Genomic DNA, 26,111 nt, shown 5'->3' on the forward strand with positions numbered 1-26,111 from the left:
AAGGGCGGCGGGTGCGCGACACGAGCCTTTTTGCAGATTCATCCCCGAGCCCGTGACGGATCGAGCCCGCGGTGGAGATGTTTGGGCGGGGCCTCGATGGGCGAGGCCCCGCCCCCTGCCCCCTTCATCGGACCAACGACATGGATCTCCACCGCAAGCTCCCCCTCCTCGCCTCGTGCCTGGTCATCCTGGCCGCTCCGCGCCTGGCCGCGGCCGCCACCGCCAACTGCATGAGCGCCGATGGCATGTGCTCGGTCAGCAACGACGGCTTCGACTGGATCGACTGCACGTGCGCCGACGGCAGCGGCGGTGGGGGTGGCGGGGGCAACATGTGGGCGGGCCTGACCGAGATGGAGCTGCAGCCGATCTGCGAGGATCAGCTGGCCAACTTCTGCGGGCCGTTCGTGCCCCCCGACTACGTCGAGTGCTGGGGCGTGTTGGGCTCTTGCATCATCGACAACGAGCCCGAGGACTCGCTCGAGTGCTGGTGCCTCGATGGCAGCTCCGGGGGAGTGGCCGGCGGGATGGCCTGGGCCGGCTACGACGACGTGCAGCTGGCCGCCGAGTGCGAGGCCCAGCTCGACATGATCTGCGTACCGCCGCCCGGAAGCGTGGTGTGCAACAACGGCAATGGCGAGTGCACCATCGCCAACGTCCCCTCCGACCTCCTCGCCTGCCAGTGCGCCAATGGTGACGGCGGTGGATTCGGTGGGGGCAACATGTGGGCCGGCTACTCCGAGCTGGAGCTCCATACCGAGTGCGGCACGCAGCTCGTGGGCCTGTGCGGGGGACCGCTGCCTCCTCCGCCCTGGGTCGAGTGCAGCAGCCGCCTCGGCGAGTGCATCATCGACAACGATCCCGAGGATCTGCTCGAGTGCACCTGCACCGACGGGACCGAGATCAACAGCAGTGGGGGCGGCGCGTGGGCGGGCCTGTCCAACGACGAGCTGTTCCTCGAGTGCGAGATGCAGCTCTATGAAGGGTGCTGGGTGGGTGTGGGCTCCGAGAGCGGGACCGACACGGGCGAGCCCGGAGACACGGGTGACACGGGCACGACGGGCACGACGGGCGCGCCGGGCTCGACCAGCTCGGAGACGGGGGTGGACGACTCGGGTGGCACCTCCGAGGGCACGAGCGGTACGCCTCCACCACACGCCACCGGCGACGAGTCCACGGGGAGCGATCCCGGAGCCGACGACGAGGGAACCGCGGGTGGGTGCGGCTGCACCGCTGCGGATCGCTCGGCTCCCGAGGGCTGGGCGCTGATGCTGCTGGGCGTTCTGGGCATGGGCTGGCGCCGCCGCCGGGGCCTTCGGCGCGTACGCTAGCTCGATCCGCGCGTGGTGAACGGCAGCCACCCCAGCGCCCGTGTGGGCTCGGACTGCCCGCGCATGCGCTGGATCACCCGCTTGAGCCGCTCGTAGGCCCAAAAGAAGCGCTCCACCGCACGACGATCGACGGCCCGCAGCGGCGGCGGGCCGCACACGAGCTTGGGATCGAGCTGGCCGCGATCGAGGAAGCCATAGACGGCGAGCACCTCGGTGTCGATGCGCTCGCCCAGGCGTCGCCGGGGGCCGAGCACGATCGCATCGAGCGGGTCTCCGTCGGGGGCCACCGTGCCCTCGAGGTAGCCGTAATTGAACGGCGAGGGCAGCGGGGAGACGAAGTCGAGCGAGCCGTCGGCGCGGCGCTTGGTGAAGGTGCCGCGCGGGGCCTCGAGGGTCACGGTGACCCGAGGCGGCAGATGCAGCGGCGCCATGGTGAAGGGCATGGTGAGGAGATGGTAGACCAGATCGACCGCCTCACCGCCCTTGGCCAACCCAGGCCTCGATGCGCTACGGTGGGTCGAGTTCCTCACCATGACCTCCGCCAGCCCCGTGTTCGACTTCGCGGTGCGGGCGATCGCATGCATCAACTGCGGCGCCCCCCAGCGCGTGCCCCCGGGCGGAGGCACGGTGGAGTGCGGTCACTGCCGCTCCGCGCTGGTGATCGAGCCTCGTCGGGTGGAGTCGACGCGATCCGAGCCGGCGCCGCTGCCGGCCTCGGCCTACGACCTCGAGGCGTTCCTGCGCTCGACCGGCTGCGAGGGCAAGCCCTGGTCGGAGACCCTCCCGGTGTTCCGCGCCGCGTGGAACGAGGCCCGTCGCCAACCCGGAGTGGAGGGCGGCTATCGGCTGTACGGGGCCACGGCCATGCTGGCGACCGGGCACGGGGCGCAGGGCGATCAGCTCGCGCGCCGGGCCGTGCTCGAGACGGCGGTCGAGCTGCTGCCCGACCGCGGGCACCGCTGCATCCTGCGGTGCCACCTGGCGCGAGCCGCCAACCGACTCGGCGAGCGCGAAGCCGCGCTGGCGTGGCTCGGGCAGTGCGACGCGACCGGGCTGGCGGAGGTGGTGGCCGACGAGATCCGCGTGACCAAGGCCTCGCTGGCCAATGCGGCCGGTCACCACGCGCGGGTGCTCGAGCTGGTGCCGCCGGCCCAGCAGGCCACGGGTGCCAGCGCCAGCCTCGGAGCCCAGCTGCGCATCGACTCGCTCGAGAGCCTGGGCCGCGACGACGAGGCACGGCAGGAGCTGGAGATCGCGATCGAGCGACACGGCCGGGAGGTGGTGCTGGGGTGGATGGCGGTCAACGAGCTGGGACCGCGAAGCCGCGCCGCGTTCACCACGGTGCACACCACCGCCTCGCCGCGCTCCTCCGCGCCGATGACCGTCGCGATCGTGCTGGTCCTGCTCGCGCTCGCCGGCGGGGTCGCGATCTGGGTGCTGGCGGCGATCAATTGATCGACTCTTCCGCGGGAGGACGTGCGTCGGCCGGCTTGGCCTGCGGCTCGTTCCGCACGCGATCGCTCTGCCTGGCGTAGCGCAGATCGTCCTCCGAGGGCTTGCGCCACACCAGGAGCCACAGCCCCATCGCGAGGAACAGCATGGTGAACCACTGCGCCGGGGTCAGGCCGAGGTAGCGCTCGTCCGGGATCGGAAGCACCCCGCGCACGGCCGTGTCGGTGCGCAGGTAGTCGAGGAAGAAGCGAAACGGTGCGTAGGCGGTGAGCGCCAGCCCCGTCAGGCGCCCGGGCGGCCACTGGTCCCAGCGCAGCACGAGGTACACCAGCAGCATCAGCGCGATCGCGAACATCAGCTCGATGAGCCCGAGGTCGTAGCGCCAGGTGCCGTCGGGCCAGGGTCCGACCGCCAGCAACGTGCCCTCGGCGACGACCCTTCCCGGGTGGTCGTGCACGAGGCTGCACGCGGCGCGACCGAAGCACCAGCCGGCGAGCAGTCCGAACACGGAGATGTCGGAGAACACCAGCACCGGCTGGGCGCCGATGGGTCGGCGCGCACAGTAGACGCGCAGGAAGAACACACCACCCACGAAGGCGCCGAAGAACCCGCCCACGCTCGACAGGCCGTTCCAGATCTGCAGCATCACCCACGGACGCTTGGCGACCTCGTGGGGGAAGTACAGCAGTGCCGACACCCAGTGGGAGATCGCGAACGCGATGATCAACATCCACAGCAAGTACTGGTGGAACAACTCGAGGTCGAGGTCCTTGCGACGCGCGTACTCGCGACACCGATTGCGTCCGACGAGCAGGCCGGCGACCACCAGCGGGCCGAAGGTCTTGAGCTGCAGCTTGCCGACGACCGGGACGTCGGTCAGGGTCAGCTCGGGCTCGGGGATGTAGGGGATGAGCGCGTCGAGCATGGTGAGCGACGCTAGACTCCCGTGGACGCCATTGCCAGGCGAATCCAGCGGAGGGCACCCACGAGCACGCCTACGACCGCCACGGCGTGTGATGATGAGCGCCATGCGCTGGGCGCACGTGCTCGGGACGATGCTGATCCTGCATGCGGGCTGCGCCAACGCAGGCCGGGCGTGGACGGAAGCGGACCCCTGGTACCACGCGATCGACGACGACGTCTTCGAGGAATGGCAGGACGTCGAGTTCGCACCGGTCGCATCGTCACGCGTCGACGAGGCGATCGCCCTGGTGACCGAGGCACCCGCGGTCACCATCGACACCGAGACGGCTGAGCGCCTGACCGAGGGAGCCTGGGACGGAGACGAGCCCGCGGTTGCGGTGCGGGCCGTGGTCCTCAACGAGGCCACGGGCGGATTCTCGGTGCAGACCAGGGAACGGAAGCTGTGGGTGCGACACGCCTCGCTGGGGCGACGCGCCGTTCCCATGAAGCGCACCGTGCTGGTGGTGAGCCTGGCCGAGCTGCCCGAGACGGTCTACGTGACGTGCTCGATGGCGCAGTGAGTCGCCGGCGATGATTCAGCCGCAAGTGACCTGGGCCGGCATGCTGCGCAGATCGATGCACTTGCCGCAGGCCAGCGCATCACATGCCGCCTGACGAGAGCCGTAGCAGCGGCCGCTGGCGAAGGTCTCGGACTTGCTGCAATCGGTGAAGGCAGCGACCGGACGGCCTTCGCCGGAGCGGGCGTCGGCGGCATCGGGCGATGGGGACTTGGTGGCGTCGGGGAGGGCGGCTGCCTCCTTGGCCCCTTCGCCCGCGACGGGAGTCGGCGAGGGCTTGGCGGGCGTTGGGGCTGCGGGAAGGTCACCGGCCACCGCGGGTCCGTCGGCGGCTGTGGGCTCATCGACCACCGCGGGCTCTCCCGCCGCCGATGGTTCTGCGGCGGGCCCCATCGAAGGTGGTGCATCGGCGACCTTGCCCTCGGCGGCCGCCGGCTCGGGCTTGGCCGGAGCCGAGCTGGCCTCGGCCGATGCGGTCGCAGGCGGGGCCTGCTTGGGGGAGTCACACGCCGGCAGGAGCAACGCGAGGGCGAGCGGCACGGGGAAACGAGAGATCGGGCAGCGCACGGCCACCCGACCATAGCACCCCGCCGGACCACGCGAGGGCCCGCACCATCACTCCGAGAAGAAGCGGAAGTACGCCCAGTCGTGGGCGCGGGGGGCAATTGGACTTCGCGTCCGCAGATCGTTTGGGATCGTTTGGGATCATCTTGGGCCGGGAGCGAGCCGCTCGGCGATCTCGAGCAGGAACGCGCGGGGGTCGTCGAGGATGGCGGGGCTGCCATGCGCGACGATCACGCGTCGGAGGCCGGCCGTCTCGGCGAAGGTGCGTAGCGTGGCGGCGAGCTCGGGACGGTCGTGCACGATCGTGCGACCGATCATGCGGTGGACCCCCGGCCGACCGGTGCCGATGGCGAGGCGACCGTAGAGATGAGCGAAGACGCCGGGCAGGTGCCGCAGGATGTTGTGGAGGAGATCGTTGAAGACCAGCGTGAGGCCGTCGGAGGACCGAATGCGCAGCAGGCCCTCGTGCGGATGGACCCCGGGGAGGTAGTCGAGCGAGACGGCGTCGGTGCCGGCGTAGTCCTCGTAGGTGCCATCGACCTCCACGACCTCGGAGACCGACGGGCGGGCCCTCAGCGGGCAGAGCAGCCTGGCGTTGGGATAGCGCTGCTTGAAGATGCCGCAGTCGAGCCGGTGCGAGCGGCTCGGCACGACGATCGTGCGGATCTCTCCGAGGGACTCGAGCTGGTTCATGGTTGCGTCGTCGAGGGCGACGGCGTTGTGGAGCAGCAGGCTGCCCTCACCGTCTCGCACGATCGTCATGCCGCGCTTGCCTCCCGCAAACGGAGGAGGCAGCGTGCCCTCGACGTACCAGACGTCGTCGGCCAGCGGCTGGATGGGTCCATGCTCGAGGACCGTCCACTGCTCGAAGATGCCGCGAGGGGAGACCATGGGAGAGGTCGGGTAGCACGCGATCGCGGGGTGCGTCGAGTGTGATGCACGAAGCCAGCGCTCGAGGGCTCAGCTCGCGAACAGCTGCGAAGCCTGGTCGACCGAGGCGGCGCGTCGGAGCCACGCATCGAGGGTCTTCAGGTCGATGCAGCGATCGAGGCGCCGACGCTGGGCGCGAGTCGGCTCGAGGCCCCGCGAACGAAGGAGGAGCACGATCGCCTTGCGTCGGCCCTTGCAGAGGCCGTCGGCTTCGCTCTTGCGCAGCCCTTCCTCCACCCCCAAACGCATGCCTTCCTCCAGGCCCTTGCGTCGCCCTTCCCTCATTCCCTCTCGCTGGCCGCGGGCGAGTCCATCTGCGTAGCTCTGCCTGGTCATCTTGCTGAACCACTTCGTCGTCTGCAGCTCCATCTCTTCCTCCAATTCGTGACGGGTGCTCTCGTCCAAGAAGGACAGGATCAATTCCAGCAACAATGTATCGCGCTCTCGACCATCGTCCAGACGCTCCATCACGGCTTCGAGCGCAACTCGACCGAGACGCTTCGACCCACGTCGATGACGGCCGTGGACCATCACCGCAAGAGTCGCCAGGGCTGGGTGCTCGCGTGCGTCGGCGAGACTCAGGATGCGAGGGATCTGCCGGGACCTGCCGCTACCCCGCCGCTTCGATCGTCGAGGCCCCGCTCGCATCCCGCGAGAGCTCGCCGGGCTGTCCGTGGTAGCGGATGGTGCTCGCTCCGCTGGCGTTGGCCTTCAACGCCTCGGCCGCACTGACCTCGGCCTTCGATGCTCCACTGGCGTCCACCTCGACCGCCTCGGCGGCGAGCTCGGCGGCCCGGAGGGTCGAGGCCCCCGACACGTCGGCCTCGAACGACTGCACGCGACCTCGTAGCGTGGCCGTGCTGGCCCCGCCGAGATCGACCTCGAAGCGCTCGCCCTCGATGCCACCCACGTCGGCGGTCGCGGCCCCGCCGAGCTCGAGCTCGAGCAGCGACGGCGCGGTCACCCGCAGCGTCAACGGCAGCTCGAGCGAGACCGACCCCGGCAGCTCGACGTGGAGCGTCTTGCCCTCGACCACCGTGCGTACCTTGGGCACCACGTTGTCATCGCCCCCGACCTCCACGTGGACCTGCGAACCAAGCTCCACGCTCACCTGGAACGGGCCGCCGACGTCGATCGCCTCGAACGCCTCGACGGTGCGCTCCTCGTTGGCCTGCACGCCGCTGCCGTGGGTGCAGGCAGGGAGCGACGCGACGAGGACGAGTGCACAGAGCGTGGCGATCCGCATGGCCGAGAGCTTGGCCGACCTGCTACTCCAGCGCCACCCCGAAGCTGGTCCGCACCGGCCCGACGCTGCGAAACCGCGAGGCGGTCGCTCGCAGGAGGCACGCCTCGGCCGCGGTCTTCGCCCCCTTCACCGTGACCACCGGCGTCGTCCCCCTGGTGTCCACGCTCACCTGGACCGGCCGCCTGCGGCTGCCCAGCACGTCGGCGCAGGCCTCGCCCGCCAGCGTCGCTCGCGTGCGCAGATCCTCGGTCAGCTCGATCGGCGCCTGGGGCAGGCGCACCACCACGGGCGATCGCCTGGGATTCATCAGCGCCGCGAGCTCCTCCTCCACCGCCGCGGGCGACAGGTCCCACGCCAGCCGCTGCCGCTGCGCCTCGGTCCACTGGCCCTCGCGTGCGTACTCGGCCAGCTTCTTCTCCGCGAGCCTGGCCCGCTCTTCCTCGGTCTGCACGATCCCCATCAGCATCGCGATGGCCTCGGGAACCTGCGCCGCCTGGGGCAGCGCGGACAGCAGCAGCATCCCCGCATGCTCGGCCTGCTCGTGGTCGCGACGCGCCAGCGCGCTGTCCATCGAGGCGATCGCCAGCGGTCCGAGGAACGCCAGCGGCACCTCCACCCCCGCGGGCGCCTCGGCCAGCTCGGCCATCGCCTCGGCCAGGGTGGGCGCACAACCCCACGGATCCGGCTCGCGCGGGAAGTCGGCCACGGTCTCCTGGGCGCAGCGAGCCGCATCGGCACGTGCCTGCTCGAACGCCCCACGCTCGAGCCGAGCCTCGGCGAGCTCGCCCAGGATCCGAGCCTTGCGCCAGGCCTGGTGCTCGAGCGCCCCATTCGGCCGCTCGAACAGTTCCATCACCTGCATGCGCAGTGACTCGGCCCGGGCATCGTCGCCCCCGTACTCGGCGACGTCGGCCAGCTTCACCAGCGTCTCGACCTTCAGCGCCGGGTCCTCGGTCAGCGCGAGCACTTGCTCGAGCGCGGGCCCGAAGCTCTCGACTCCCGGCCCCTGCACCCGCGCCAGCTGCTCTGCCGCGCGAGCCCGCAGCTCGCGACCGTTCGCCTCGTCGCGCACGACCTTGGTGAACAACGCGATCGGCCGCTCGGCGTCCTTGGGGTCGTGCGGATGCGGCAGCCGATCCGCGAGCAGCATTCCCAGCAGCAGCTCGTCCCCCGGCCGCAGCGATGGCAACCCCTCGAGCACCCCTCGCAGCGCCTGCTCCGTACGCTCGACCTCTTCGCCGGCCTTGGTCTCGTCGCGCTCGGCCCGAGCCGCCGCTTCCTCCACGCAGCGCAGCCCTCCCCACGCAGCGGGCGGCTCGACCGAGCCCGCGAACCGCACGCGCTGGTCGAGCAAGTAGGACCCGCGCTGATGATCGGCGAGCACCTTCCACGCGGCGGTCCAGGCGGCCAGCGGCGCCTCCACCTCGGGGCTGGTCGCCGCAGCGACCCAGCGCGCATCGAAGCCCTCCCACCCCAGACCGAACCCGCCCCCCATCTTGCCCGGCGGGGGGCCGGGACGAGCGATCCGCATCACGTCCAGATCGAACGGCGCCGGTGCGATCACGAGGTCGGCCCGCGCCTCCTCGCGCTGGAACACGCGCGTGAGCGCAATCGTGCGCGTGTCGGGATTGCGATCGTCGGACTCGAGCGCGGCGTAGTCGATCGCCGGGCACGAGCCGCCGGGGCTCGACGGGGCCGAGGGATTCCCACCCCCGTCCGGCACGGACGTCGGCCGCGGCGACGGACCACACGCGCCGACGAGCATCGCCACGACGATTCCCCGAGCTCTCACCGCCACCGAGCGCTGCATCGATGCGATGATGGACCGGGTCCGGCGTGGGCACCAGCCGTCACCGCTCGCGACCGAGCCGCTCCACGGCCGGGGACAACGACGACTCGCGCTGCATCAGCGCCACGCGAGGGTGCACGGGCCCCGGCTCGCCCACGGCCAGCTTGCTGGCCTCCTCGCGGATGAGCTCGCGGTCCTCGCGGGTCAGCGCCATGAGCTCGACCAGATCCTCGAACAGCTGCTGCTCGCGCGGATCGAGTTCGAAGTTCACGGTGGCCATGAACGCGGCCCGCAGGACGATCACGAAGCGATCGGGATAGTGCGTGACGGCCAAGGCCAGCGCCGGCAGCTCGTGATCCCTGGCGCGACGAAGCACGGACTCCACGTCGCTGCTACCGGTGGCGAATTGCGCAAGCAAGGCACGCGCTCCCATGTCGAGCGCGACCGACGATTGCAGCGGTCGAGCGCGCGGCGTGGGCCGACCGGACCACGGCTCGTGCGCCCGGCGGCGCCCCTACCCCGGCCCGCACACCGCGTGGGCCGGCTCGCTCTCGTTGTTGTCCGGCCGGCACTCGATGAAGGTGGGCATGGTGGGATCGACGAGGATCCTCCCGATGAACTCGTCGGTGCCGTCGGCCATCCCCGCGGGCACGTCGAACGGGATCACCTGCGTCTGCCCGGCCAGCAGCGCCTGGTTGGTGATCACGGTGCCGAGCTGCACGTCGCCGTCGACCCGGTACACGCCCACCACCACCCCGGCGGGCAGCGGAGCGAGGCCCTCGTTGCGCACCGAGACGCGCACCGTTGGAGGGCTGGTGCAGTCCACCTCGAGCGAGACCACCGCGTCGGGGGCGTTGAAGATGTCGTCCTCGCCCACGTTCTGGCGGAAGTTGTTGAGCCAGCCTAGGGTCCAGTTGTCCTTGGGTCCCGCGGGAATCTGCCCGTAGTACTGCCCCGGGTTGCACGCGCTGTCCTTGCCGTCGCAGATGTTCGAGACGAAGTAGGCGTGCTGGTTCCACACGCTGCGCGTGCCCACCCACGAGTTGGCGGCGTCGCCGAACACGGTCAGGCCCTGGTAGTAGTCGGCCCCCGCCGGCGGCTCCCATGGGGGCAGGCCGGTGGCCGGATCGCCGTCGATCCACGGCGAGGTATTGCAGTCCCAGTTGGCGCTGTTGGACACCCGCACGATCTCTGCGTGCCCGTCGCCGTCCACGTCGGCCACGATCAGCGCCTCGGTGGCCGTGAAGGTGGTGTTGGGCGCGGCGAAGCGCAGCTCCCCCGTCACCCCGTCGAGCACCCGCAGGAAGCACTCGTCGGAGTAGACCACCTCGGCCCGCCCGTCGCCCTCGAAGTCGAACAGCGACGAGCCCGTGCGCGCGCTCGAGGTGTCCTTGGTCTCGTGCTGCCACAGCACGTCGAGGCTGCCGGTGGCGAAGTTGGGCTCGTAGACCACGTAGACGGTGCCCCCGGCCACGCCCACCTCGGGCACGCCGTCGCCCTCGAAGTCGGCGATGGTGGGCGGCCCGCCGCGGGTGGTCTCGAACGGGATGTCGACCGGGCCGAGCACGGTGGCCCCGGTGGCCCCGTCGAGCACCCACACGTCGCCGACCACCATCACCACCTCGGGGTCGCCGTCGAGGTCGAGGTCGCCCACCGCGGTGAAGCCGTCGCCGAGCGTGTTGCGGTACCACAGGATGGTGCCGTCGAGGCGGTAGGCGGTGTTGCCCGCGAGCACCTCGAGCACGCCGTCGCCGTCGAGATCGACCATGTACGACAGGGCCTGGTTGTGCCCCCCACCCTGCCCGCCGGTGCCGTCCCACAGCTTGGTGAGCGCGCCCGCACCCCCTCCCGGCTGGTAGCGGTAGAGGCTGCGGCCGTAGACGACCTCGATGGTGCCGTCGCCGTCCATGTCGGCGATGCCCATGCCGCCGCCCCAGCCGAACGTGCCGCTCACGTTGGGCACCGGGGTGTCGGCGATCGCCATGACGCCGCCGTTGCGATCGATCACCACCGGGTAGCCGTCGCCGGTCATCGCCACGATGTCGACGAAGCCGTCGCCGTCCATGTCGCCGAGCGCCACCGAGAGCCCGGCGAAGCCCTCGGGGCCGTCCTTGGCCTTGTCGAGCGACCAGATCTCCTCGCCGTTGGTGCCGTCGAGCACCCGCAGCACGCCGGTCTTGCAGGTCGAGATCGCCTCGCCGCCGCAGGAACAGCAGGTCTCGTTGGTGTCGCCGGCCACGAACACCATGTTGGGCGGATCGTTGTCGTCGACGCTGCCGTCGCAGTTGGCGTCGTAGAGCCGCGCCACGGTGGGGGTGGCCCACACGTCGCTGTGCTCGGGGAACTGCCCCGCATCGATGAGACCCCACTGCCACTTGATGGTGGCGTCGAGCTGACCGGGCTCGTTTTGGATCTCGCACGACTCGAGGCACGTCTCGGGGTCGGCCCCCGGCTCGCCGCACACGGTGGGCGCGGCGATGCAGGCCCCCGAGGGCGGCAGCGACTGGGTGCACACCAAGCCGGGCGGCGGCACGCCCTGGCCTCCGCCCGGCTCGCCCAGGGCCAGCTCGCAGTACTCGTCCTCGGCGCAGTCGTCGGCCGTGGTGCAGTCGGCCCCCGGGACCACGCAGGAACCAAACAGGCACAGCTCGCTGCCGCCCGTGCAGCACACGTCGCCGCAGACCGACTCGGCCGCGCAGCACATGCCGTCGATGCAGGCCCCGCCCTCGCAGTCGGCCGAGGTCAGGCACTCGGGCGCGGGGCCGTCCTCCGAGGAGCCGCCGTCGAGGTCGTCGACCCCGGTGTCGGTGGCCGTCCCCATGGTCGCGGACTCGGTGTCGCTCGTGTCGAGGTCGATGCCGGTGGTGGTGCTGCCATCACCGTCCTCTCCGCCCCCGTTGCAGCCGCTGCCACCCAGCACCAGCGCGAGGCTCGATGCCGCGCACCACCCCCACGCCCTTCGCCCCACGCTCATGGCCAAGCCCATGGGTGGTTGGACCCCGCAAATCACCATTGATCCGAGGCTCTCATGGTGGGCACCATGATCCGGGGAAATTCGCATGCGGATGACGACGATTTCGGCACTTGCGCTCACCGCGCTCGCAATGCTCGGTCCGGGGTGCACACCCAACGCCGACGGAGAGAGTGCGGAGACGGGGAACGACGACACCACCGGGACGGCCACCGAGGCCGACACGGCCGACGGCTCGAGCGGAACCCCCGCGTGCGCGGCCGAGCCGAACACGCAGGTGGCATGGACGCGCGACGGCGTGCTGATGGAGCCGATGACGCTCGGAGACGCGGACGTGCTCGGGATCCAGGTCGCCCGCTCGGGCGCCGACGAGATGGGCACGGTGACGGTGGAGGTCACGACCACGTGCGAGGGGCCGCTCTATCTGTGGGCGCTGGTCTGGGACGAGAGCGCGGGCGACGAGCCGAACAACGCCGACTCGCTCTACCTCAGCGTCGACGGGAGCGAGGAGACGACGTGGCTGTACGGATGCAGCACGGTGGCCGACTACACGTGGTGGTGGCTCCCGGTGCAGACGTGGGCGGGCAACGGGTGCACGCACACGCCGCTGTGGTACGAGGTCGAAGCGGGGACGCACTCGATCGTGGTGCGCAACCGCGAAGGCGGCGTGGGCGGGACGGACGTGGCGGCGATTGCCGGAATCGTGGTGAGCCACGATGCGGGGATCGATCCGAGCCAGTTCCTGCCGCTGGGCGAGGAGGAGTAGCGCCCTCGAGCTGCGCGTAGGATCGTCACCCCAGCCGGCGGCTCAAGCCCTCGGAGGCGCCCTCGTCCTGCGCCGCCTCGCCACAGCCGCCGTCGTACACCCGCAGCTCCTGCTGCGCCCGATCCCCGAACAGCACCGCCGCGAGCTCGGGCAACACCCTTGCCAGCTCCGGCGCCGGCACCACCTGCGAGAGCCTCGTGCGCCGGCGCAGGAAGTCCTCGAGCCGCACCACCCGCTCGTGCTCGGCCGCCTGCGCCACCTCGCCCCACAGCACCTCGCCGCCCTCGATCACCGGCCGGGCCATCGCCGGGTCGGCCTCGATCCGCTCGAGCACCCGCAGTGCCCGCACCCCGAGCCGCCGCCACAGACCCTCGGCATCGGCCTCGCACAGCCCCAGGCCCATGGCCCGCGCCACCACCTCGCCCCGCCGCTGCGGCTCCGGCTCCCCGTACCACCGGCCCCCCGCGGCGGGCTCGAGTTCCACCCCCAGCCCGATGACCTCCTCGACCACCTCCCGCCCCACGTTGACGCAGTCGGTCAGCTTGCCGCCGAAGATGCTCACGTGCTTGCGGGCGCGGTCGACCTCGATCTCGTGCTTGCGGCTGAGCGCGGTCCACTCCTGGTCTTGCTCCCCATCATCCACGGCCGAGACCACCAGCGGCCGCACCCCGCAGCGCTCGGCGATCACGTCGTCCATGGTCAGCGGTCGGGGCAGCCGCAGCCGCGCGTTGATGTTGGAGAGGATGAACCGGCGGTCCTCGTCGGTCGCCTGCGCCTTCGGGCTGTCCACGCGGGTATCGGTGGTGCCGATGCTCGAGCGCTCGCCCATGGGGATCACGAAGAACAGCCGGCCATCGTCGGCGAAGAACGCCAGCACCCGCTCGTGCTCGGTGACCCGCGGCACCACCAGATGCACGCCCTTGGAGAGCACGTGACGATGCTTGGTCTTGATCCCGCTGCGGGCATCGTGCTCCTCGACATACGGCCCACACGCGTTGACGACCACCCGCGAGCGCACCGTGAGCACCCGATCGCCCGCCCCATCGCCTGACAAGTCGCGAACCTCGGTGGTCCAGCGCTCCCCGTCCCAGGTGCTGCCCTCCGAAGCGGCGTAGTTGGCCACCACCGCCCCGCGGGCCGCCGCATCGCGGATGAACCCGAGCACGAAGCTCGCGTCGTTGTCCACGAAGCGCGCGTCGGAGTACTCGATGCCGCCCACCGCCCGGTCGATGGCGACCGTGGGCTCCTCGCGCGCGATGGCGGCCCGGGTCAGCAGGCGCGGGCGCCGGGTGAAGAACCCGCCGATCGCCCAGTAGAGCAGCGCCCCCACGTAGAGCAGCAGGTGGCCGAAGCGGCCCCACCGCGAGCCGCGGGCCACGGTGAGCAAGAAGCGGGTCTCCCGAACCGCGCTGGGGTAGGCGCGCATCAGCTCGTTGCGGGCGCGGCACAGCTTGCGCACGAGGCCCAGCTCGAGCGTCTCCATGTACTTGATCCCCCCCCACGCGAGGTTGGACGAGTGCATGCTGGTCTGCCCGCCGAAGTCGCCCCGCTCGACCAGTCCCACGCGCGCGCCGTGGGCGGCCAGGGCGGCAGCGCTCACGGCCCCGTTGATCCCACCGCCGACCACGAGCACGTCGAGCTCGCGCTCGTCGAGCGCGTCGAGGCTCTGTTGTCGCTGGGTCACGGCGGGGACTCTGCTTTCCGTTGGCCCTCGGACGACCGCCCGGGGATCGGCGCAGGTGTAGCGCACCTGCGAGGCCGACGCAGCCATGGGCCCATGGGGGGTTCACGGCCGGTCCTCGGCAGATCCAACGCCGCCCGGGACGTTCGTGCACGCTCTCAGCGCGCGGTCCAGTACGGCAGCCAGTCGGGCGCCGGAGCTTCGGTCAGCCTCGCCCACGCGCCATCGGAGGCCCTGACCACATAGAGATCGAGCGCCGCGGGATCGCCCGTCGTCCCCGTCATCACCACGAACTGCCCGTCGGGGGACCAGCGGGGCGTGGTCGCTCGCAAGCCGTCGGGCGAGATCACGCGGGTGCGGCCGTCGGCGAGCTCGGTCACCACCACCTGCGGCGGCTGCTGCGGGCGATGGACGGTGTACGCCAGGCGGGCGCCATCGGGGGCCCAGGCATGATCGGCGTGGCCGAGCTTCTCGCCCTCGGCGGTGGGCACCAGGCGGCGAGGCTCGGCGCCGGGCGAGGGCGGCAGCAGGAACAGGCGCTCGCCCCCCTGCTCGCGGCGCAAGAACGCGAGCTGGCGACCGTCGGGCGACCATCGCGGCGCCGTGTCGTCGCGGCGCCAGTCGGTCAGGCGCTGCGGCGCCTCGCCGCGTGAGCCCATGACGTAGAGCTCGGGGTTGCCGTCCTGGGTCGAGACGTAGGCGATCGAGGCACCATCGGGCGAGACGGCCGGCTCGAATGCGCCGTGCTCGGTGGTGGTGAGCCGCACCAACGAGCCTCCGGGCTCCCAGCGCCAAAGGTCGCTGAAGACCTCCGGCGTGGGCCCGGCCGTGCCTGCATTCGCGTCCGACATGTCGGATTCGAACACCGCGAAGCTGCGATCGGGCGCCCAGCTGGCCGCGCGCCCGCGCCGACCTTCGCGGCCGATCGCCACCGGCTCCCCGGTGGTGGGCACCCAGTAGAGCTGCTCGCGATGCGCCTCGGGCACCTCGCCCTCCACCGTGGCCACGCGGAAGAACCCCGAGCCGTCGGGAGCGGCGTCGGCGATGAAGTCGCTGCGGGGATCGTCGGTCAGCCGCTGCGGCGAGGAGCCGGCACGCCAGCGGTAGACCTCGAGGTTGCCGTCGCGCTCGGAGACGAACAGGATCGAGCCGGGCAGCGTGCTCGCGTCGAGCGACGGGGCGTTGGCGAGCTGGGGCGAGCTGGGCTCGCCGGCCTTGGCCTTGGCCTGGTCGACCGGCGAGTCCCCCTTGGCGGGGGCCGACGAGCCGCCGCAGGCGATGGCAACCAATGCCGCGAGCAGGCCGCATCCGCGGCCTGCTCTGCCCGTGCTCGTGACTCGCTGGCCCAGCGCCACGCTAGTTCTTCGTCACCCGCATCGCGTCGGCGATGACCACCGTCGGGCTCGAGGTCCAGCGCGACAGCTGCACCTTGTTCCAGCCCGGCGCGAAGTCGAACGACCCGAGGTTGTTCCACTGGCCGCCGTTGGTGCGCTGGTCGACGTTGACGATCGTGGTCGAGCCCGAGGCGTCGTAGATCACGAAGGGTGCCGCCGCCGAGCGGTTGGTGCCCTCGGTGTGCCAGGTGTCGACCTTGTAGTTGCCGCCCTCGGGCGAGTAGAACCACATGGTCGCGGGATCGGACACGGCCGCGGTGGTCGCGTACCAGTAGCCGCTGCCGTACAGCTGGCTCGAGCCGCTCGACGCCACCCAGTTGCTCGAGACCGACATGAAGCCGAGCTCGGGGTCGTTGTTGGCGTTGTTGCTGTCGATGATGATGGTGTCGCCACCACCACCGCCGCCACCGGGCGGGGGCTCGGCGGGAGGAGGCTCGGCCGGCGGCGGCTCGGCCGGCGGCGGTGCGCCGCCGTTGCAGTAGGAATCGACCTTGTCGAGGTAGTCGTTCCACGGCCAGTTGGGACCGGGGTCGACGCGGTTGTTGGGCTGGAGCTGCCCGTGACCGACGATGTGGTACTTGTCGCGCGGGATCCCGTTGTCACGGGTGATGTCGCAGACCAGCTTGGCCGACTCGTTGATGAGCTTGGAGTTCCAGCTGGCCTGGTTGGCGAAGCCGGCGTGCTCGATGCCGATGGTGAAGTTGTTGCCCGAGACCCCGTTGAGCCCGCACTCCTTGTTGGAGTTCAGGTTGCACTTGTACGAGGCCGCGATGTGCCACGCCTTCTTGTTCTCGCGCACCAGCTGCGTGATCTCGTTGCCGTCCTCCTTGACGACGTAGTGGGCGCTCACGCCCGAGGCGCTGTTCTTGAGCCAGCTCCAGCAGCCGTTGTACGAGCCCTCGCAGGTGTGGATGATGACCATGGTGGGCTTGCCGCTGGTGCCCCCGGGCCGGCTGCTGTAGTTGGGCGAGGGCCGCCACAGCGAGCCCGCGTAGTCGGGCCCGGCCTCGACGGCGGGAGCCGGCGGAGGCACGGTGAAGGCCGGCCACGCGTCGGTCGGCTCGAGGCTGGCTCGCACCACGCCCTCGGCGTCCTTGACCTCGAAGCCGTCGCGAATGGTCTGGTAGACGCTCTGGTAGACGTAGGCCGAGCGCGCCACGTCGTCGTCGATGCCGCTGTAGCTCGCGGTGGCATCGGCCCATGCACCGAGGTCGGCGCGGTCCTGCAGACCGAGGCGGTCGGCCTCGGCCGACAGCCACGCGGCCGCGGCTCGAATGTTGGCCCCGGGATCGCCGGCCACGTCCTCGAGCGGAAGCCCGGCCAGCGAGGCCGCCTCCTCGACGATGTCGTGCCGCAAGGCCATCACCCCGTAGGAAGCACGCCCCTCGAACTCGGGCTCGGCCACCACCATCATCAGGCCGGTCTCGGCGTAGCCGAGCGCCTTGAGGATCGGGACGGGCACGTCGAACTCCTCCGACGCGGCGTCGAACTGCGCGTTGAGATCGCGCGGCTCCACGTCCTGGATGGTGGGCATCAGCGGGTCGCGACCCTCCGGCTCCGAGTCACAGCCCGGCAGCCCCATCGCGAGCAACACCAACACGGAACCTACGTGTGCAATGCGCATCTCGTTCTCCTGTCATCCCCATGTTGAGGGCTTGCACCCCCACATCTTCCGCTTCGAGCCAGGGTGGGGTCGGGCCCTTCCGGGTGCCCTGGACCCCACGCTCATCCAACCTCGAGACCAAGGTACGAGGTCGGAGGGTGTAGGTAAACCTGAAACTTGAGACCCCATTCGGTTTTTTTGAGGGAAGTGCTGCCGAGGTCGTAGGCTCGATCACAATCTGCGCGGGATGCCCATTCGATGGGCGGATCGCCCCCCACTCGAGCGCTCCGCGCGGTACCATGGCCGCGGTGGGAGGGACGCAGACGGGCCCCAAACGGGCCGTAGCGTCGAGAACGAGGGGTAAGGGAGCCCTCGCGCTCGGCATCCTCGTCGCCTGCGCGGTCTCCCACGGGGAGGACGAAGCGCCCAACCACCGCCCCGCGATTGGCGCATATGCACGCGCGCGCAATGCGGAGGTTGGGTCGAGGGCACGGATGGTGGCCTCGGAGAGCGTGGATCCCGCGGATGTCGCGGCACCGGAGGCCACACCCAACGGAGGTCCCGTGACCCCCGCGCCCCTCGACGAGCCTCCCACGGCCGCGGCGGAGCTGGGGGTGGATGACCTCGAGTCGTCCACCATCGGCCAGGGCCGGGCCGTGCTCGCGCCCGCGCTGCTGCCGTTGCCTCGCTCACGGTGGATCGAGCACCGACGGGTGCCCCGAGAGTCGGTGCGGCAGATCGCGCTGCGCTACGGCGTGAGGGAGGACGAGGTCCGGGAGTGGAACGGGCTGGGGCCGGACGAGCCGATGCCCCGCAAGCTCAAGCGTCTGCGGGTCCGCGCCCGCCGGCTGCCGCCACCCCGCCAGCGCATCGACTACGCGGTGCAGGAGGGCGACACGTGGTGGTCGGTGGCCCTGCGGCACGGCGTGGATGGTCGGGATCTGCGGGCCTACAACTATCCCTACAGCAAGAAGATGCGACCGGGCGCCACGTTGCAGGTGTGGGTCGACCCGGTCGTGTACGACTGGATCTCCGAAGGCCCCGATCCCCTGCCCCCCGATCTCGGTCGAGGGATGCGGCGCGGGGCCATGAGCGTCGGGTCCCCGGCGGATGGCGTGCTGCTCAATGGGCTGCGGATCCCCGATCACGAGGGGCTCGAGCTTCGCCTGCCCCGCTCGGCCTATGGCACCTCGCATGCGGTCGAGCAGCTGGTGCTGGCGGTCGACTCGTTCTTCGCGCACGGCTCGTATCCGCTGCCGCTCGGGGTGGGCTCGATGAGCCGCCCCCGCGGAGGACCGATCGGCGAGCACAAGTCGCATCAGAGCGGGCGCGACGTGGATCTTCGCCTGCCGAGGCGGCCGGAGGTGCCGGCCTGGCAGGAACCCCGCGGCAGCCGGGTGCAGTGGGACGCGGTCTGGCAGCTGGTGCTGGCGTTCTCGCAGGTCGACGCGATGGTGATCTTCCTCGACTACAAGGCGCAGCGTCGCCTGTATCGCGCCGCCAAGGCCGCGGGCGCCTCGGAGGCCCAGCTCGGCGCGCTGATCCAGTACCCGCGCGGCAGCAAGGCGGCGCGCGGTTTGGTGCGCCATAGCTCCGGTCACGAGCAGCACCTCCACGTGCGCTTCGGATGCGGGCCGTACGAGCCCGAGTGCGTGCCCTGAGCCCGCCGATGGGCCATGCCACCGCTCGGGGAGCAGGCCCGGAGTGACCGGGGCGCGACCGCAGCGCGAGTGAGGCGGGGGGCTTGCCCGCCGCCGCCGCATGGGCGACCTTGGAGCCTCTCGTATGGTCGACGGCAGGCTCGATGGGGGAAGGCGAGGGCGAGGGCTCGCGATGCTGGTGGGATGGCTGGCGAGCGCGACGGGCTGCGTGCTCTACGAGGATGCCGGGCCGACCTCGACCGAGCTCTATGCGCTGATCCAGTCCCACTGCCAAAGCGCCACCGCGTGCAGCTGCGGGTGGACCGGGTACGACGAGGATGCCTGCGTGCCCGAGCTCGAGACGCGGTGGAAGGCGCGGCTGTCCGAGGGCCAGCGCCGGGAGCTCGTCTACGACCCCGCGTGCATGGCCCTCATCACGGAGACGATCGAGCGCTACGCGTGCTACTGGCCTGGCGGCAGCACGCCGCTGTGCACCGACTTCTGCGCGGTGTTCCACGGCAGCCGCGCCGAGGGCGAGCCCTGCGGGGGCGACGACCCGCTGATCTCCGACTGCGCGCAGGGGCTGGCGTGCCACGATGGAGAGTGCGCGGCGCCCTGTGACGTGCTCGGAGGGCGTGCGCAGGGGGAGACCTGTGGCAACGACATGCTCGGCCCGTACGACGACTGCGCGTCGGGGCTCTGGTGCAGCTGGGCCACGGGCCGCTGCGAGCCGGCGGCCGAGCTGGGTGAGTCGTGCGACTACGGATCCTGCGCGGCGGGCCTTCAGTGCAGCTGGCGAACCAATACCTGCATGGCTCCGCCCGGCGAGGGGCAGCCCTGCGACGACCTCGATTGCGCCGAGGGCCTCTACTGCGAGTGGTCCTACGAGAGCGGCACCACCGCTTGCCAGCGCTTCGCCACGGAGGGGGAGCCCTGCGACCAGCGCCCGTGCGCGCAGGATCTCCACTGCAACGACTACTCGCGCTGCGTGGTCGCCCCCGGCGTGGGTGAGTCGTGCCTGTGGGGCGTGCTGTGCAGCGACGACTCCGTCTGCGACCCCGACCAGGTGCGCTGCGTGGAGCGGCCGGAGGCTGGTGCCGCCTGCATCTCCGGGAGCTGCGCCCTGGGGGCGTGGTGCAGCACGACCATCGACGATCCCATCGGCACGTGCATGGCGCCGCAGGAGAACGGACAGATGTGCGCGGGCCATCCCCAGTGCCAAAGCCGCTACTGCCCCAACGGCTTTTGCCAGCCGGCGCCGGCCGAGGGCGAGAGCTGCGAGGATACGCTCGCGTGTGGGCCCGGCCTGGTGTGCAACGGCACCACCTGCGAGACCACGCTCACCCGTGGCCCGGCCGCATGCGGCTACCCGGGATGGTAGCCGCGCGAGGGGCTCGTCCTCGTGACGGGTGCGTGACGTCGAAAGCTCGCCCCCCATCGCGTGCGATTTTGGGCTAGGGTTGCCGCCATGCCGAATCGGTCCGGGGGAGTCATCGCACGAGGAACCACGCTGACGCTGGCGCTCTTGCTGACGAGCTGTGGCACGTCGTCGAACCCGACGCCGGAGCAGGAAGGCTCGGGCACCGCCGCCTCGGGCTCCGGGGCCGACGGTGCGTCGAGTTCGTCCACCACCCCCAACCCCACGCAGAATCCGAGCACGAGCTCCGAGGGGCAGACCGGCAGCGCCAGCAACACCACCACGAGCGCGGTGGACTCCTCCGCCGGCCCCGACACCACCACCGGCGAGCCGACGGGCGAGTCCGGGGTGGTGAGGTTCGTGGCGTTCGGCGATCAGGGCGAGGGCAACGAGGCGCAGGTGATGGTGGCCACGGCGGCCGAGATGGTGTGCGCCGATCGGGGCTGCGACTTTGCGCTGCTGCTCGGCGACAACTTCTACGACGTGGGCGTGACCTCGGCCATGGACCAGCAGTTCGTCGACAAGTTCGAGCTGCCCTACGAGGGCCTCGCCATGCCGTTCTACGTGGTGCTGGGCAACCACGACTACGGCACGCTGGCCAACGACTGGGCCCGGGGTGCCCATCAGATCGAGTACACCAACTATAGCGATCGATGGGTGATGCCCCACTACTGGTACACGTTCTCCTCGGAGACCGGCGGCACCCAGTTCTTCATGTTCGACAGCGCGCGCATGATGTGGAACCACGACGTCAACGACCAGCGCGACTGGATGGCCACGGAGATGGCGGCCAGCACCGCGTACTGGAAGATCGCGGTGGCCCACCACCCCTACCTCTCCAACGGGGAGCACGGCAACGCGGGCAACTACGAGGGCATCCCGGGGCTGCCGTTCATCTCGGGGGTGGACGTCAAGGACTTCGTCGACGACTTCGTGTGCGGCAATGCCCAGGTCTACATCAGCGGGCACGATCACAACCGCCAGGTCTTCGATCCGGTATGCGGCACCTACTTCTTCGTGTCGGGAGCGTCGTCGAAGACCAGCGACTTCGTGTTCCGCGACGACAACCCCACCCAGTGGGGCGACGACCAGCGCGAGGGCTTCTTGTGGGTGCAGATCGCCGGGCACGACCTGACCGCGACGTTCTACGACCTCGATGGCAACCTCGATCACGAGCTGACCGCGACGCTCTGAGCCCGTCCGGATCCCGATGACCGGTCCCTGGACCTCGATCCGCCGCGTGCTCCGCGAGCCGCTGCTGCACTTCGCGATCCTCGGGGCGGGCGTCTTCTGGCTCGGCACGCTCGCGAACGATCCGGACGAGCCCGACCGCACCCTCGTGGTGAGCCGCGACGTCCAGGAGCGGATCGTCGCCGACCTCGAGGCCAAGCTCGGCCGTCCGCCGAGCGAGGCCGAGCGCACCCAGGCCATCGACGGCTGGGTGGACGGCGAGCTGCTCTACCGCGAGGGCCTGGCGCTGGGTCTCGATCGCGACGACCCCATGGTGCGGCAGCGCGTGATCCAGAAGATGGAGTTCGTGAGCACCAACCTCGAGGTGCCGCAGGAGCCCGACGACGCCACGCTGCGCGCGTTCATGGCACGAGCACCCGAGCGCTGGGCCGGCCCGCCGCGCTACGACTTCATGGTGCTCACGCTGCCACGCCTGCCCGAGGAGACCGACGACGCGCGCGCCCAGCAAGCGCTCGAGAGCCTGCGGGCGGGGGCCGATCCCAAGTCGGTGGGGGGCCGCCATGCCAGCGGCAAGGGCTTCTCGGCCGCCAACCTCATGGGCACCTATGGGCCCGAGATCGGCGCCGCGGTGGCCGAGCTGCCGCCCGGCGAGTGGGCGATGCTGCCCAACCCGGGAGGCTGGACGCTGGTGCACGTGGAGGCGGTGCAGCCCGGCGAGGGGCTGCCGTTCGAGAAGATCCGCAATCGGGTGCTGCTGGACTTCAAGGCCTCGCGGCGCGGCACGGCGCTGCGCGAGCGGCTGGACGAGCTGCGCACGCGCTACGCCGTGTCGCTCGAGCCATGAGCGCCCCCGAGCCGCGCCAGGTCACCGCCGATTGTCGACGGCCACCCCGAACGCGTGCCCCGGCGCCGCGGCATGACAGTTGATGCAGTAGTCGATCGCCCCGCTCTCGGCCGCGACGCCCGCGGCGGTGACCCGGGCCCAGTACCAGTCGCTCGAGTCGGGCGCAAAGCCCTCGGGCCCGCGATACATCAGGTTGTAGCCGATGAAGGCCCCATCCCCGTCGAGGTGCTCCTTGACCAGGAGCGTGCCCTCGGGGAACGCGAGCTCGACGGGCGCGACGGGATCGAGCATGCGGTAGAGATCGGCGGCCGCGGGATCGACGAACACGTTCACGGCGGCCGCCAGCGCGTGCTGCGAGGTGAACGGCTGATCGTTGATCTGGACCAGCGCGGTGGCGTACTGCCCGGCCAGCTCGATCACCTCGGCCTCGTCGAACGGCAGCGGCTCGCCGGTCGAGTCGGCACCGTCGGACGAGGTCGGGGGGTCCATCGTGGTGCTGCCGTCGACCGAGCCCGAGTCGTCGCCGCACCCGGGCAGGAGGCAGGCCGACGCCACGAGGCTCACCGAGGCGAGCATGCGAAGCGGATGAAGGAATGCGGTCATGCGCGATGCTCCTCGGGGTCGAACGGTCGCGGGCTTCGAACGTTTCGTCAGGCAGGGGCGGTGACCCGCGGGCCGAGCACCCCGTGCTCGACCAGCGCAGCGTCGGCGATCTCGACGTGATCGCTCGGAACCGCCTGCAGCGGCGCCGGGACCTCGACGCCCTGCCGCCGGGCGAGCGCGACCAGGCCGGCGGCCGAGGGATGGAACAGGCGCACCTGCAGCTGCTGCCAGTGGCGATACACGAGCAACACCCTCGGCTGCGGCTCGGGCACCGGTGCCTGGGAGTCGCGACCGAGCGCGGCCACGAAGTCGGGAATCGGGTAGGAGTACTGTCGGACGAACAGGCGCGAGTCGAACCCGTCGCCCTCGTCGTCCGGCGCCTGGTGGGCGCGCGTGCGGATCCAGCAGAAGTCGGCGAGCTCCTCGTAGACGACCGGCTGCTCGGGGATCCGCTCGCGTCGGGCCGCGAGGAACTCCGGCAGCGCCTCGCCGAAGCAGTTGGGGTGGCGGCCCGCGGGCGGGTGCGCGGCGATGTACTCGTCCACCATCGCGCGCCACGTCCCCACCGCGGCCGGCAGCTCGTCCTGCCTGCGCAGCCACAGCGTGCGCAGCGGGCCGTAGAGCTCGAGCATCACCTTGAACAGGTTGCGCTCGGCCAGCACGCGGTAGAACGAGAAGTCGTCCTCGCTGCCGTGCGGGGGCCCGAGCGCGCGCAGGGTGGGCGCGAGCGCCTGCTGCCCCAGCAGATAGGGCTTCATCTGGGCGAAGAACGCCGCCAGCGCGCCCCCGTGGTCGTCGGGGCTCATGCCGACCTCGCGGTCCGGGGAGCATGGCTCGGCGACCACGAGCTGGCCACGCGCTCCCAGATCGCCTGCGCGCGATCGGCCTCGTCGAGCACGCGATCGAGCGCGGGGATGTCGGTGTCCCACTCGAGCAGCGTGGGCACGGGGCCCACGGCCTGCAGGGCCTGCTCGTAGAGCGCCCAGACCGGCTCGATCAGCGGGCGTCCGTGGTTGTCGATGATGCGCTCGCCTTCCTTCACGTGGCCGGCGATGTGGATCTGCATGGTGCGATGCAGCGGCAATGCGGCGAGCGAGGCCCGGGGATCCTCGCGGTGGTTTTGGGCATTGACGTAGACGTTGTTGACGTCGAGCAGCAGGCCGCAGTCCGCTTCCTCGACCACGGCCGAGACGAACTGTCCCTCGCTCATGGTCCCGCCGGGCATCGTCGCGTAGTAGCTGATGTTCTCCACCGCCACCGGGCGCTCGAGCCGGTCGGCGAGCTGGCGGATGCGGGCGGCGGTGTGGTGCACCGCCTCCTCCGAGAACGGCAGCGGCAACAGGTCGTAGAAGTTGACCCCGCCGATCGTCGCGTAGCACAGGTGGTCGGTATAGAAGGGCGCCCGCAGCTCATCGAGCAGCCGGCGGAGCCCCACGAGGTAGTCCTCGTCGAGCGGGTCGGGACCCCCCACCGAGAGCGACACGCCATGCGCGACGACGGGCCAGCGCTCGGCACACCAGCGAAGGTTGGCCAGCGCGTGCCCGCCGTGGGCGACGTAGTTCTCCGGGATGATCTCCAGCCAGCCCACACGGCGCTCGCACTGCTCGATCGCGGCGAAGTGCTCGCGGCGGAGCCCAATGCCGACGCCCGTGGGCTGGGTGGTGGTCATCGAGGACCTGGGTTGGATCAGCCCGCGCCCGTCGTACCGGCGGTGGGGCAACCGGCCGTGGGGCAGCCGGCCGTGGGACAGCCCGCCGTCGTGGCGCTGGGGCAGCCGGCCGTCGTGGCGCTGGGGCAGCCCGCCGTGGGGCAGCCCGCGGTGGACGAGGTCGGCGTGGGACATCCTGCGGTCGGGCAGCCCGCGGTGGGGCAGCCTGCGGTCGAGGTGTTGGGCGAGGTGGTCGACTCATTGCCCCCGTCGTCGTCTCCCGGGCAGGCGGGAACGAAGGCAAGGCCGGCGGACAAGGCGACGGCTTCGAGGACGGTCGTGAGGTTCTTCTTCATGGTGATGCTCGGGTCGGTGCAGGCGATCGAAATTTCCCGGCCGGGCCGGGGTTCCCTTGCGATGCGTTCGGCTGACCGAAACGGTTACCGGGAACCGCTAGATTTTCTCACACGGCCGCAGGGCCGAGGACAATTTTGCTCCGTCAGCCTGCGTCATATGCGCGGCAAGCCATCGCCGTCCGTCGCAAACGGCCGCACGATGGGCTCTGGCGGCAGGCTCGGCGACATCCCACCGCATCCTCCCGCGGGCGATCGTGCCGTCGGAGCAGCGCCGCGGGACCTCGCCCTCGGGGGCGGCCACGATCTCGCCCCCACATCGCACCTCGATCGAGGGATCGTGCCACGAGCGATCGTGCGCCCCGTAGGCCTCGAGCGGGACCTCGTCCCACAGCACGGTCTGGGGGGTGAAGAAGCCGCTGCGATCGGTGCCGCGATCGACCAGCCCGTGCTGGCGTGGTGCTTGGTTCTCGGGGCGCGACAGCGGATGACAGGCGGCGCATCCATTGCGCACGCGAACGCCCTCGAGCACGGCCTCGCGCCGAGCGGCCGGCATCTGGGCCACCGGCGGATGGGCGGCGACCCTCGCCACGAGGTGCTCGGTCGCCGCCTCCTGCACGCTCGCATCTCCGCGCGCCCACTCGAGGCCGAACAACGGCGCGCGGGGATCGGGCGCGGAGGGGCGGTAGACGTAGAAGGTCTGCGAGCCGTCGGCCTCGATGCGAGTTCCCCGGATGTCGACGATGCGGCGCATGTCGCCCTTGCCCATCCACTCCACCCGATCGGCGAGCGTCCCCGGGGGGAACTCGAGCGTGGGACGACCGGCGTCGTCGAGCGCGAGCGCGATGGTGGATCCCTGCGGGACCTTCACCCAGATCTCGACCTGATCGCGATCGGGGCTCGACGACGGCAGGTGCACGGGGGGCACGAGCTGGACGAAGCCCTCGCGCACGTGGTGCTCGCGCGGTGACTCGATCACGACGTCGGTGACCCCCGGCGGCGGGGCATCCCCGCGGCAGGCCGTCGACACGGCGAGGCTGGCCACGCCGGCCGCGATCCACCCCGCGAAAGCGGGCCGTGGGCGCTCCCGGGGCGGGTGGGGAGACATCGAGGGGACTATAGCAGGGGGACCGGGACGGCCTGGGGGGACGGCCTGGGGGGACGGCCCTGGTGCGGCTCGGAAACCTGCTCGGACGCTGCCGGCACAAAC

Annotated in this window: 25 protein-coding genes; 8 read left to right on the forward strand and 17 right to left on the reverse strand. The window is 71.0% G+C overall.

What is annotated here, in order from left to right; all coding sequences use genetic code 11:
- The first annotated feature begins 140 nt into the window (after window positions 1-140).
- Window positions 141-1,328 (forward strand): MYXO-CTERM sorting domain-containing protein, encoded by a 1,188-nt coding sequence (locus OEB96_RS30360; RefSeq protein WP_266220287.1) that lies wholly within the window; start codon window positions 141-143, stop codon window positions 1,326-1,328.
- Here the strand turns inward: OEB96_RS30360 and OEB96_RS30365 are convergent.
- Window positions 1,325-1,771, reverse strand: coding sequence for an inorganic diphosphatase (locus OEB96_RS30365; protein ID WP_266220288.1), 447 nt, complete (start codon window positions 1,769-1,771; stop codon window positions 1,325-1,327). The genes OEB96_RS30360 and OEB96_RS30365 overlap by 4 nt on opposite strands.
- Window positions 1,772-1,859: 88 nt before the next feature.
- Here OEB96_RS30365 and OEB96_RS30370 point away from each other — a divergent pair, with 88 nt between their 5' ends.
- Complete coding sequence (locus tag OEB96_RS30370; protein WP_266220289.1) at window positions 1,860-2,783, forward strand: tetratricopeptide repeat protein; 924 nt, start codon at window positions 1,860-1,862, stop codon at window positions 2,781-2,783.
- On the opposite strand, the gene OEB96_RS30375 is transcribed toward OEB96_RS30370, so the two are convergent.
- Window positions 2,776-3,705 (reverse strand): prolipoprotein diacylglyceryl transferase, encoded by a 930-nt coding sequence (locus OEB96_RS30375; protein ID WP_266220290.1) that lies wholly within the window; start codon window positions 3,703-3,705, stop codon window positions 2,776-2,778. The genes OEB96_RS30370 and OEB96_RS30375 overlap by 8 nt on opposite strands.
- A gap of 103 nt (window positions 3,706-3,808) precedes the next feature.
- Here OEB96_RS30375 and OEB96_RS30380 point away from each other — a divergent pair, with 103 nt between their 5' ends.
- On the forward strand, window positions 3,809-4,264 hold the full coding sequence (locus tag OEB96_RS30380; RefSeq protein ID WP_266220291.1) for a hypothetical protein: 456 nt from the start codon (window positions 3,809-3,811) through the stop codon (window positions 4,262-4,264).
- A 15-nt stretch (window positions 4,265-4,279) separates the two neighbouring features.
- On the opposite strand, the gene OEB96_RS30385 is transcribed toward OEB96_RS30380, so the two are convergent.
- From OEB96_RS30385 to OEB96_RS30415, 7 genes are all read right to left on the reverse strand, one after another.
- Window positions 4,280-4,828: a hypothetical protein gene (locus OEB96_RS30385; protein WP_266220292.1), complete on the reverse strand. Its 549-nt coding sequence runs from the start codon at window positions 4,826-4,828 to the stop codon at window positions 4,280-4,282.
- A 138-nt stretch (window positions 4,829-4,966) separates the two neighbouring features.
- The gene (locus OEB96_RS30390) at window positions 4,967-5,716 is read right to left on the reverse strand and encodes a hypothetical protein (RefSeq protein WP_266220293.1); all 750 of its coding nucleotides are present in this window, start codon (window positions 5,714-5,716) and stop codon (window positions 4,967-4,969) included.
- 69 nt (window positions 5,717-5,785) lie between these two features.
- The gene (locus OEB96_RS30395; RefSeq protein WP_266220294.1) at window positions 5,786-6,223 is read right to left on the reverse strand and encodes a Yae1 family protein; all 438 of its coding nucleotides are present in this window, start codon (window positions 6,221-6,223) and stop codon (window positions 5,786-5,788) included.
- Window positions 6,224-6,365: 142 nt separating this feature from the next.
- Window positions 6,366-7,001 carry a head GIN domain-containing protein gene (locus OEB96_RS30400; RefSeq protein ID WP_266220295.1) on the reverse strand — a complete coding sequence of 212 codons (636 nt, stop codon included), beginning with the start codon at window positions 6,999-7,001 and terminating at the stop codon, window positions 6,366-6,368.
- 22 nt (window positions 7,002-7,023) lie between these two features.
- Window positions 7,024-8,772: a hypothetical protein gene (locus OEB96_RS30405; protein WP_266220296.1), complete on the reverse strand. Its 1,749-nt coding sequence runs from the start codon at window positions 8,770-8,772 to the stop codon at window positions 7,024-7,026.
- Between the two features lie 79 nt (window positions 8,773-8,851).
- On the reverse strand, window positions 8,852-9,208 hold the full coding sequence (locus tag OEB96_RS30410; protein ID WP_266220297.1) for a hypothetical protein: 357 nt from the start codon (window positions 9,206-9,208) through the stop codon (window positions 8,852-8,854).
- Between the two features lie 96 nt (window positions 9,209-9,304).
- Window positions 9,305-11,764, reverse strand: a complete 2,460-nt coding sequence (locus OEB96_RS30415) for an FG-GAP repeat domain-containing protein (RefSeq protein ID WP_266220298.1) — start codon at window positions 11,762-11,764, stop codon at window positions 9,305-9,307.
- Window positions 11,765-11,855: 91 nt separating this feature from the next.
- Here OEB96_RS30415 and OEB96_RS30420 point away from each other — a divergent pair, with 91 nt between their 5' ends.
- Complete coding sequence (locus OEB96_RS30420) at window positions 11,856-12,527, forward strand: hypothetical protein (RefSeq protein WP_266220299.1); 672 nt, start codon at window positions 11,856-11,858, stop codon at window positions 12,525-12,527.
- A 25-nt stretch (window positions 12,528-12,552) separates the two neighbouring features.
- Here the strand turns inward: OEB96_RS30420 and OEB96_RS30425 are convergent, their stop codons facing one another.
- The 3 genes from OEB96_RS30425 to OEB96_RS30435 all read right to left on the reverse strand — a co-directional run bounded on the left by OEB96_RS30425 (window position 12,553) and on the right by OEB96_RS30435 (window position 17,226).
- Window positions 12,553-14,211 (reverse strand): glycerol-3-phosphate dehydrogenase/oxidase, encoded by a 1,659-nt coding sequence (locus tag OEB96_RS30425; RefSeq protein ID WP_266220300.1) that lies wholly within the window; start codon window positions 14,209-14,211, stop codon window positions 12,553-12,555.
- Window positions 14,212-14,366: 155 nt separating this feature from the next.
- Entirely contained in the window at window positions 14,367-15,563 is a 1,197-nt protein-coding gene (locus OEB96_RS30430; protein WP_266220301.1) for an LpqB family beta-propeller domain-containing protein, read from the reverse strand.
- 1 nt (window position 15,564) lies between these two features.
- Window positions 15,565-17,226, reverse strand: a complete 1,662-nt coding sequence (locus tag OEB96_RS30435) for a golvesin C-terminal-like domain-containing protein (RefSeq protein ID WP_266220302.1) — start codon at window positions 17,224-17,226, stop codon at window positions 15,565-15,567.
- Between the two features lie 542 nt (window positions 17,227-17,768).
- On the opposite strand from OEB96_RS30435, the gene OEB96_RS30440 reads away from it, so the two are divergent.
- The 4 genes from OEB96_RS30440 (at window position 17,769) to OEB96_RS30455 (ending at window position 22,297) form a co-directional block, all read left to right on the forward strand.
- A complete protein-coding gene (locus OEB96_RS30440; protein WP_266220303.1) occupies window positions 17,769-18,866 on the forward strand; it encodes a penicillin-insensitive murein endopeptidase in 1,098 nt (365 codons plus the stop codon).
- 172 nt (window positions 18,867-19,038) lie between these two features.
- Window positions 19,039-20,226 (forward strand): hypothetical protein, encoded by a 1,188-nt coding sequence (locus OEB96_RS30445; protein ID WP_266220304.1) that lies wholly within the window; start codon window positions 19,039-19,041, stop codon window positions 20,224-20,226.
- An 87-nt stretch (window positions 20,227-20,313) separates the two neighbouring features.
- Window positions 20,314-21,456, forward strand: a complete 1,143-nt coding sequence (locus OEB96_RS30450; RefSeq protein ID WP_266220305.1) for a metallophosphoesterase — start codon at window positions 20,314-20,316, stop codon at window positions 21,454-21,456.
- A gap of 16 nt (window positions 21,457-21,472) precedes the next feature.
- A complete protein-coding gene (locus OEB96_RS30455) occupies window positions 21,473-22,297 on the forward strand; it encodes a peptidylprolyl isomerase (RefSeq protein ID WP_266220306.1) in 825 nt (274 codons plus the stop codon).
- A gap of 21 nt (window positions 22,298-22,318) precedes the next feature.
- Here OEB96_RS30455 and OEB96_RS30460 read toward each other — a convergent pair whose 3' ends face one another.
- The 5 genes from OEB96_RS30460 to OEB96_RS30480 form a co-directional block, all read right to left on the reverse strand.
- A complete protein-coding gene (locus tag OEB96_RS30460; RefSeq protein WP_266220307.1) occupies window positions 22,319-22,900 on the reverse strand; it encodes a hypothetical protein in 582 nt (193 codons plus the stop codon).
- Between the two features lie 47 nt (window positions 22,901-22,947).
- Window positions 22,948-23,706: a hypothetical protein gene (locus OEB96_RS30465; protein WP_266220308.1), complete on the reverse strand. Its 759-nt coding sequence runs from the start codon at window positions 23,704-23,706 to the stop codon at window positions 22,948-22,950.
- Window positions 23,703-24,569 carry a DUF692 domain-containing protein gene (locus OEB96_RS30470; protein ID WP_266220309.1) on the reverse strand — a complete coding sequence of 289 codons (867 nt, stop codon included), beginning with the start codon at window positions 24,567-24,569 and terminating at the stop codon, window positions 23,703-23,705. The genes OEB96_RS30465 and OEB96_RS30470 overlap by 4 nt, the downstream gene beginning before the upstream one ends.
- A gap of 17 nt (window positions 24,570-24,586) precedes the next feature.
- Entirely contained in the window at window positions 24,587-24,904 is a 318-nt protein-coding gene (locus OEB96_RS30475; RefSeq protein WP_266220310.1) for a hypothetical protein, read from the reverse strand.
- Window positions 24,905-25,001: 97 nt separating this feature from the next.
- On the reverse strand, window positions 25,002-26,009 hold the full coding sequence (locus OEB96_RS30480; RefSeq protein WP_266220311.1) for a hypothetical protein: 1,008 nt from the start codon (window positions 26,007-26,009) through the stop codon (window positions 25,002-25,004).
- Between the last annotated feature and the right edge of the window lie 102 nt (window positions 26,010-26,111).

Source organism: Paraliomyxa miuraensis, assembly GCF_026337845.1.
Lineage (GTDB): Bacteria > Myxococcota_A > Polyangia > Nannocystales > Nannocystaceae > Paraliomyxa > Paraliomyxa miuraensis.

Excerpts from the sequence above, each read along its gene's own strand:
- OEB96_RS30360 (WP_266220287.1), top strand. The coding sequence starts at position 141 with ATGGATCTCCACCGCAAGCTCCCCCTCCTCGCCTCGTGCCTGGTCATC.
- OEB96_RS30365 (WP_266220288.1), bottom strand. The coding sequence starts at position 1,771 with ATGCCCTTCACCATGGCGCCGCTGCATCTGCCGCCTCGGGTCACCGTG.
- OEB96_RS30370 (WP_266220289.1), top strand. The coding sequence starts at position 1,860 with ATGACCTCCGCCAGCCCCGTGTTCGACTTCGCGGTGCGGGCGATCGCA.
- OEB96_RS30375 (WP_266220290.1), bottom strand. The coding sequence starts at position 3,705 with ATGCTCGACGCGCTCATCCCCTACATCCCCGAGCCCGAGCTGACCCTG.
- OEB96_RS30380 (WP_266220291.1), top strand. The coding sequence starts at position 3,809 with ATGCGCTGGGCGCACGTGCTCGGGACGATGCTGATCCTGCATGCGGGC.
- OEB96_RS30390 (WP_266220293.1), bottom strand. The coding sequence starts at position 5,716 with ATGGTCTCCCCTCGCGGCATCTTCGAGCAGTGGACGGTCCTCGAGCAT.
- OEB96_RS30395 (WP_266220294.1), bottom strand. The coding sequence starts at position 6,223 with ATGGAGCGTCTGGACGATGGTCGAGAGCGCGATACATTGTTGCTGGAA.
- OEB96_RS30400 (WP_266220295.1), bottom strand. The coding sequence starts at position 7,001 with ATGCGGATCGCCACGCTCTGTGCACTCGTCCTCGTCGCGTCGCTCCCT.
- OEB96_RS30415 (WP_266220298.1), bottom strand. The coding sequence starts at position 11,764 with ATGAGCGTGGGGCGAAGGGCGTGGGGGTGGTGCGCGGCATCGAGCCTC.
- OEB96_RS30420 (WP_266220299.1), top strand. The coding sequence starts at position 11,856 with ATGACGACGATTTCGGCACTTGCGCTCACCGCGCTCGCAATGCTCGGT.
- OEB96_RS30435 (WP_266220302.1), bottom strand. The coding sequence starts at position 17,226 with ATGCGCATTGCACACGTAGGTTCCGTGTTGGTGTTGCTCGCGATGGGG.
- OEB96_RS30445 (WP_266220304.1), top strand. The coding sequence starts at position 19,039 with ATGCTGGTGGGATGGCTGGCGAGCGCGACGGGCTGCGTGCTCTACGAG.
- OEB96_RS30450 (WP_266220305.1), top strand. The coding sequence starts at position 20,314 with ATGCCGAATCGGTCCGGGGGAGTCATCGCACGAGGAACCACGCTGACG.
- OEB96_RS30455 (WP_266220306.1), top strand. The coding sequence starts at position 21,473 with ATGACCGGTCCCTGGACCTCGATCCGCCGCGTGCTCCGCGAGCCGCTG.
- OEB96_RS30460 (WP_266220307.1), bottom strand. The coding sequence starts at position 22,900 with ATGACCGCATTCCTTCATCCGCTTCGCATGCTCGCCTCGGTGAGCCTC.
- OEB96_RS30465 (WP_266220308.1), bottom strand. The coding sequence starts at position 23,706 with ATGAGCCCCGACGACCACGGGGGCGCGCTGGCGGCGTTCTTCGCCCAG.
- OEB96_RS30470 (WP_266220309.1), bottom strand. The coding sequence starts at position 24,569 with ATGACCACCACCCAGCCCACGGGCGTCGGCATTGGGCTCCGCCGCGAG.
- OEB96_RS30475 (WP_266220310.1), bottom strand. The coding sequence starts at position 24,904 with ATGAAGAAGAACCTCACGACCGTCCTCGAAGCCGTCGCCTTGTCCGCC.
- OEB96_RS30480 (WP_266220311.1), bottom strand. The coding sequence starts at position 26,009 with ATGTCTCCCCACCCGCCCCGGGAGCGCCCACGGCCCGCTTTCGCGGGG.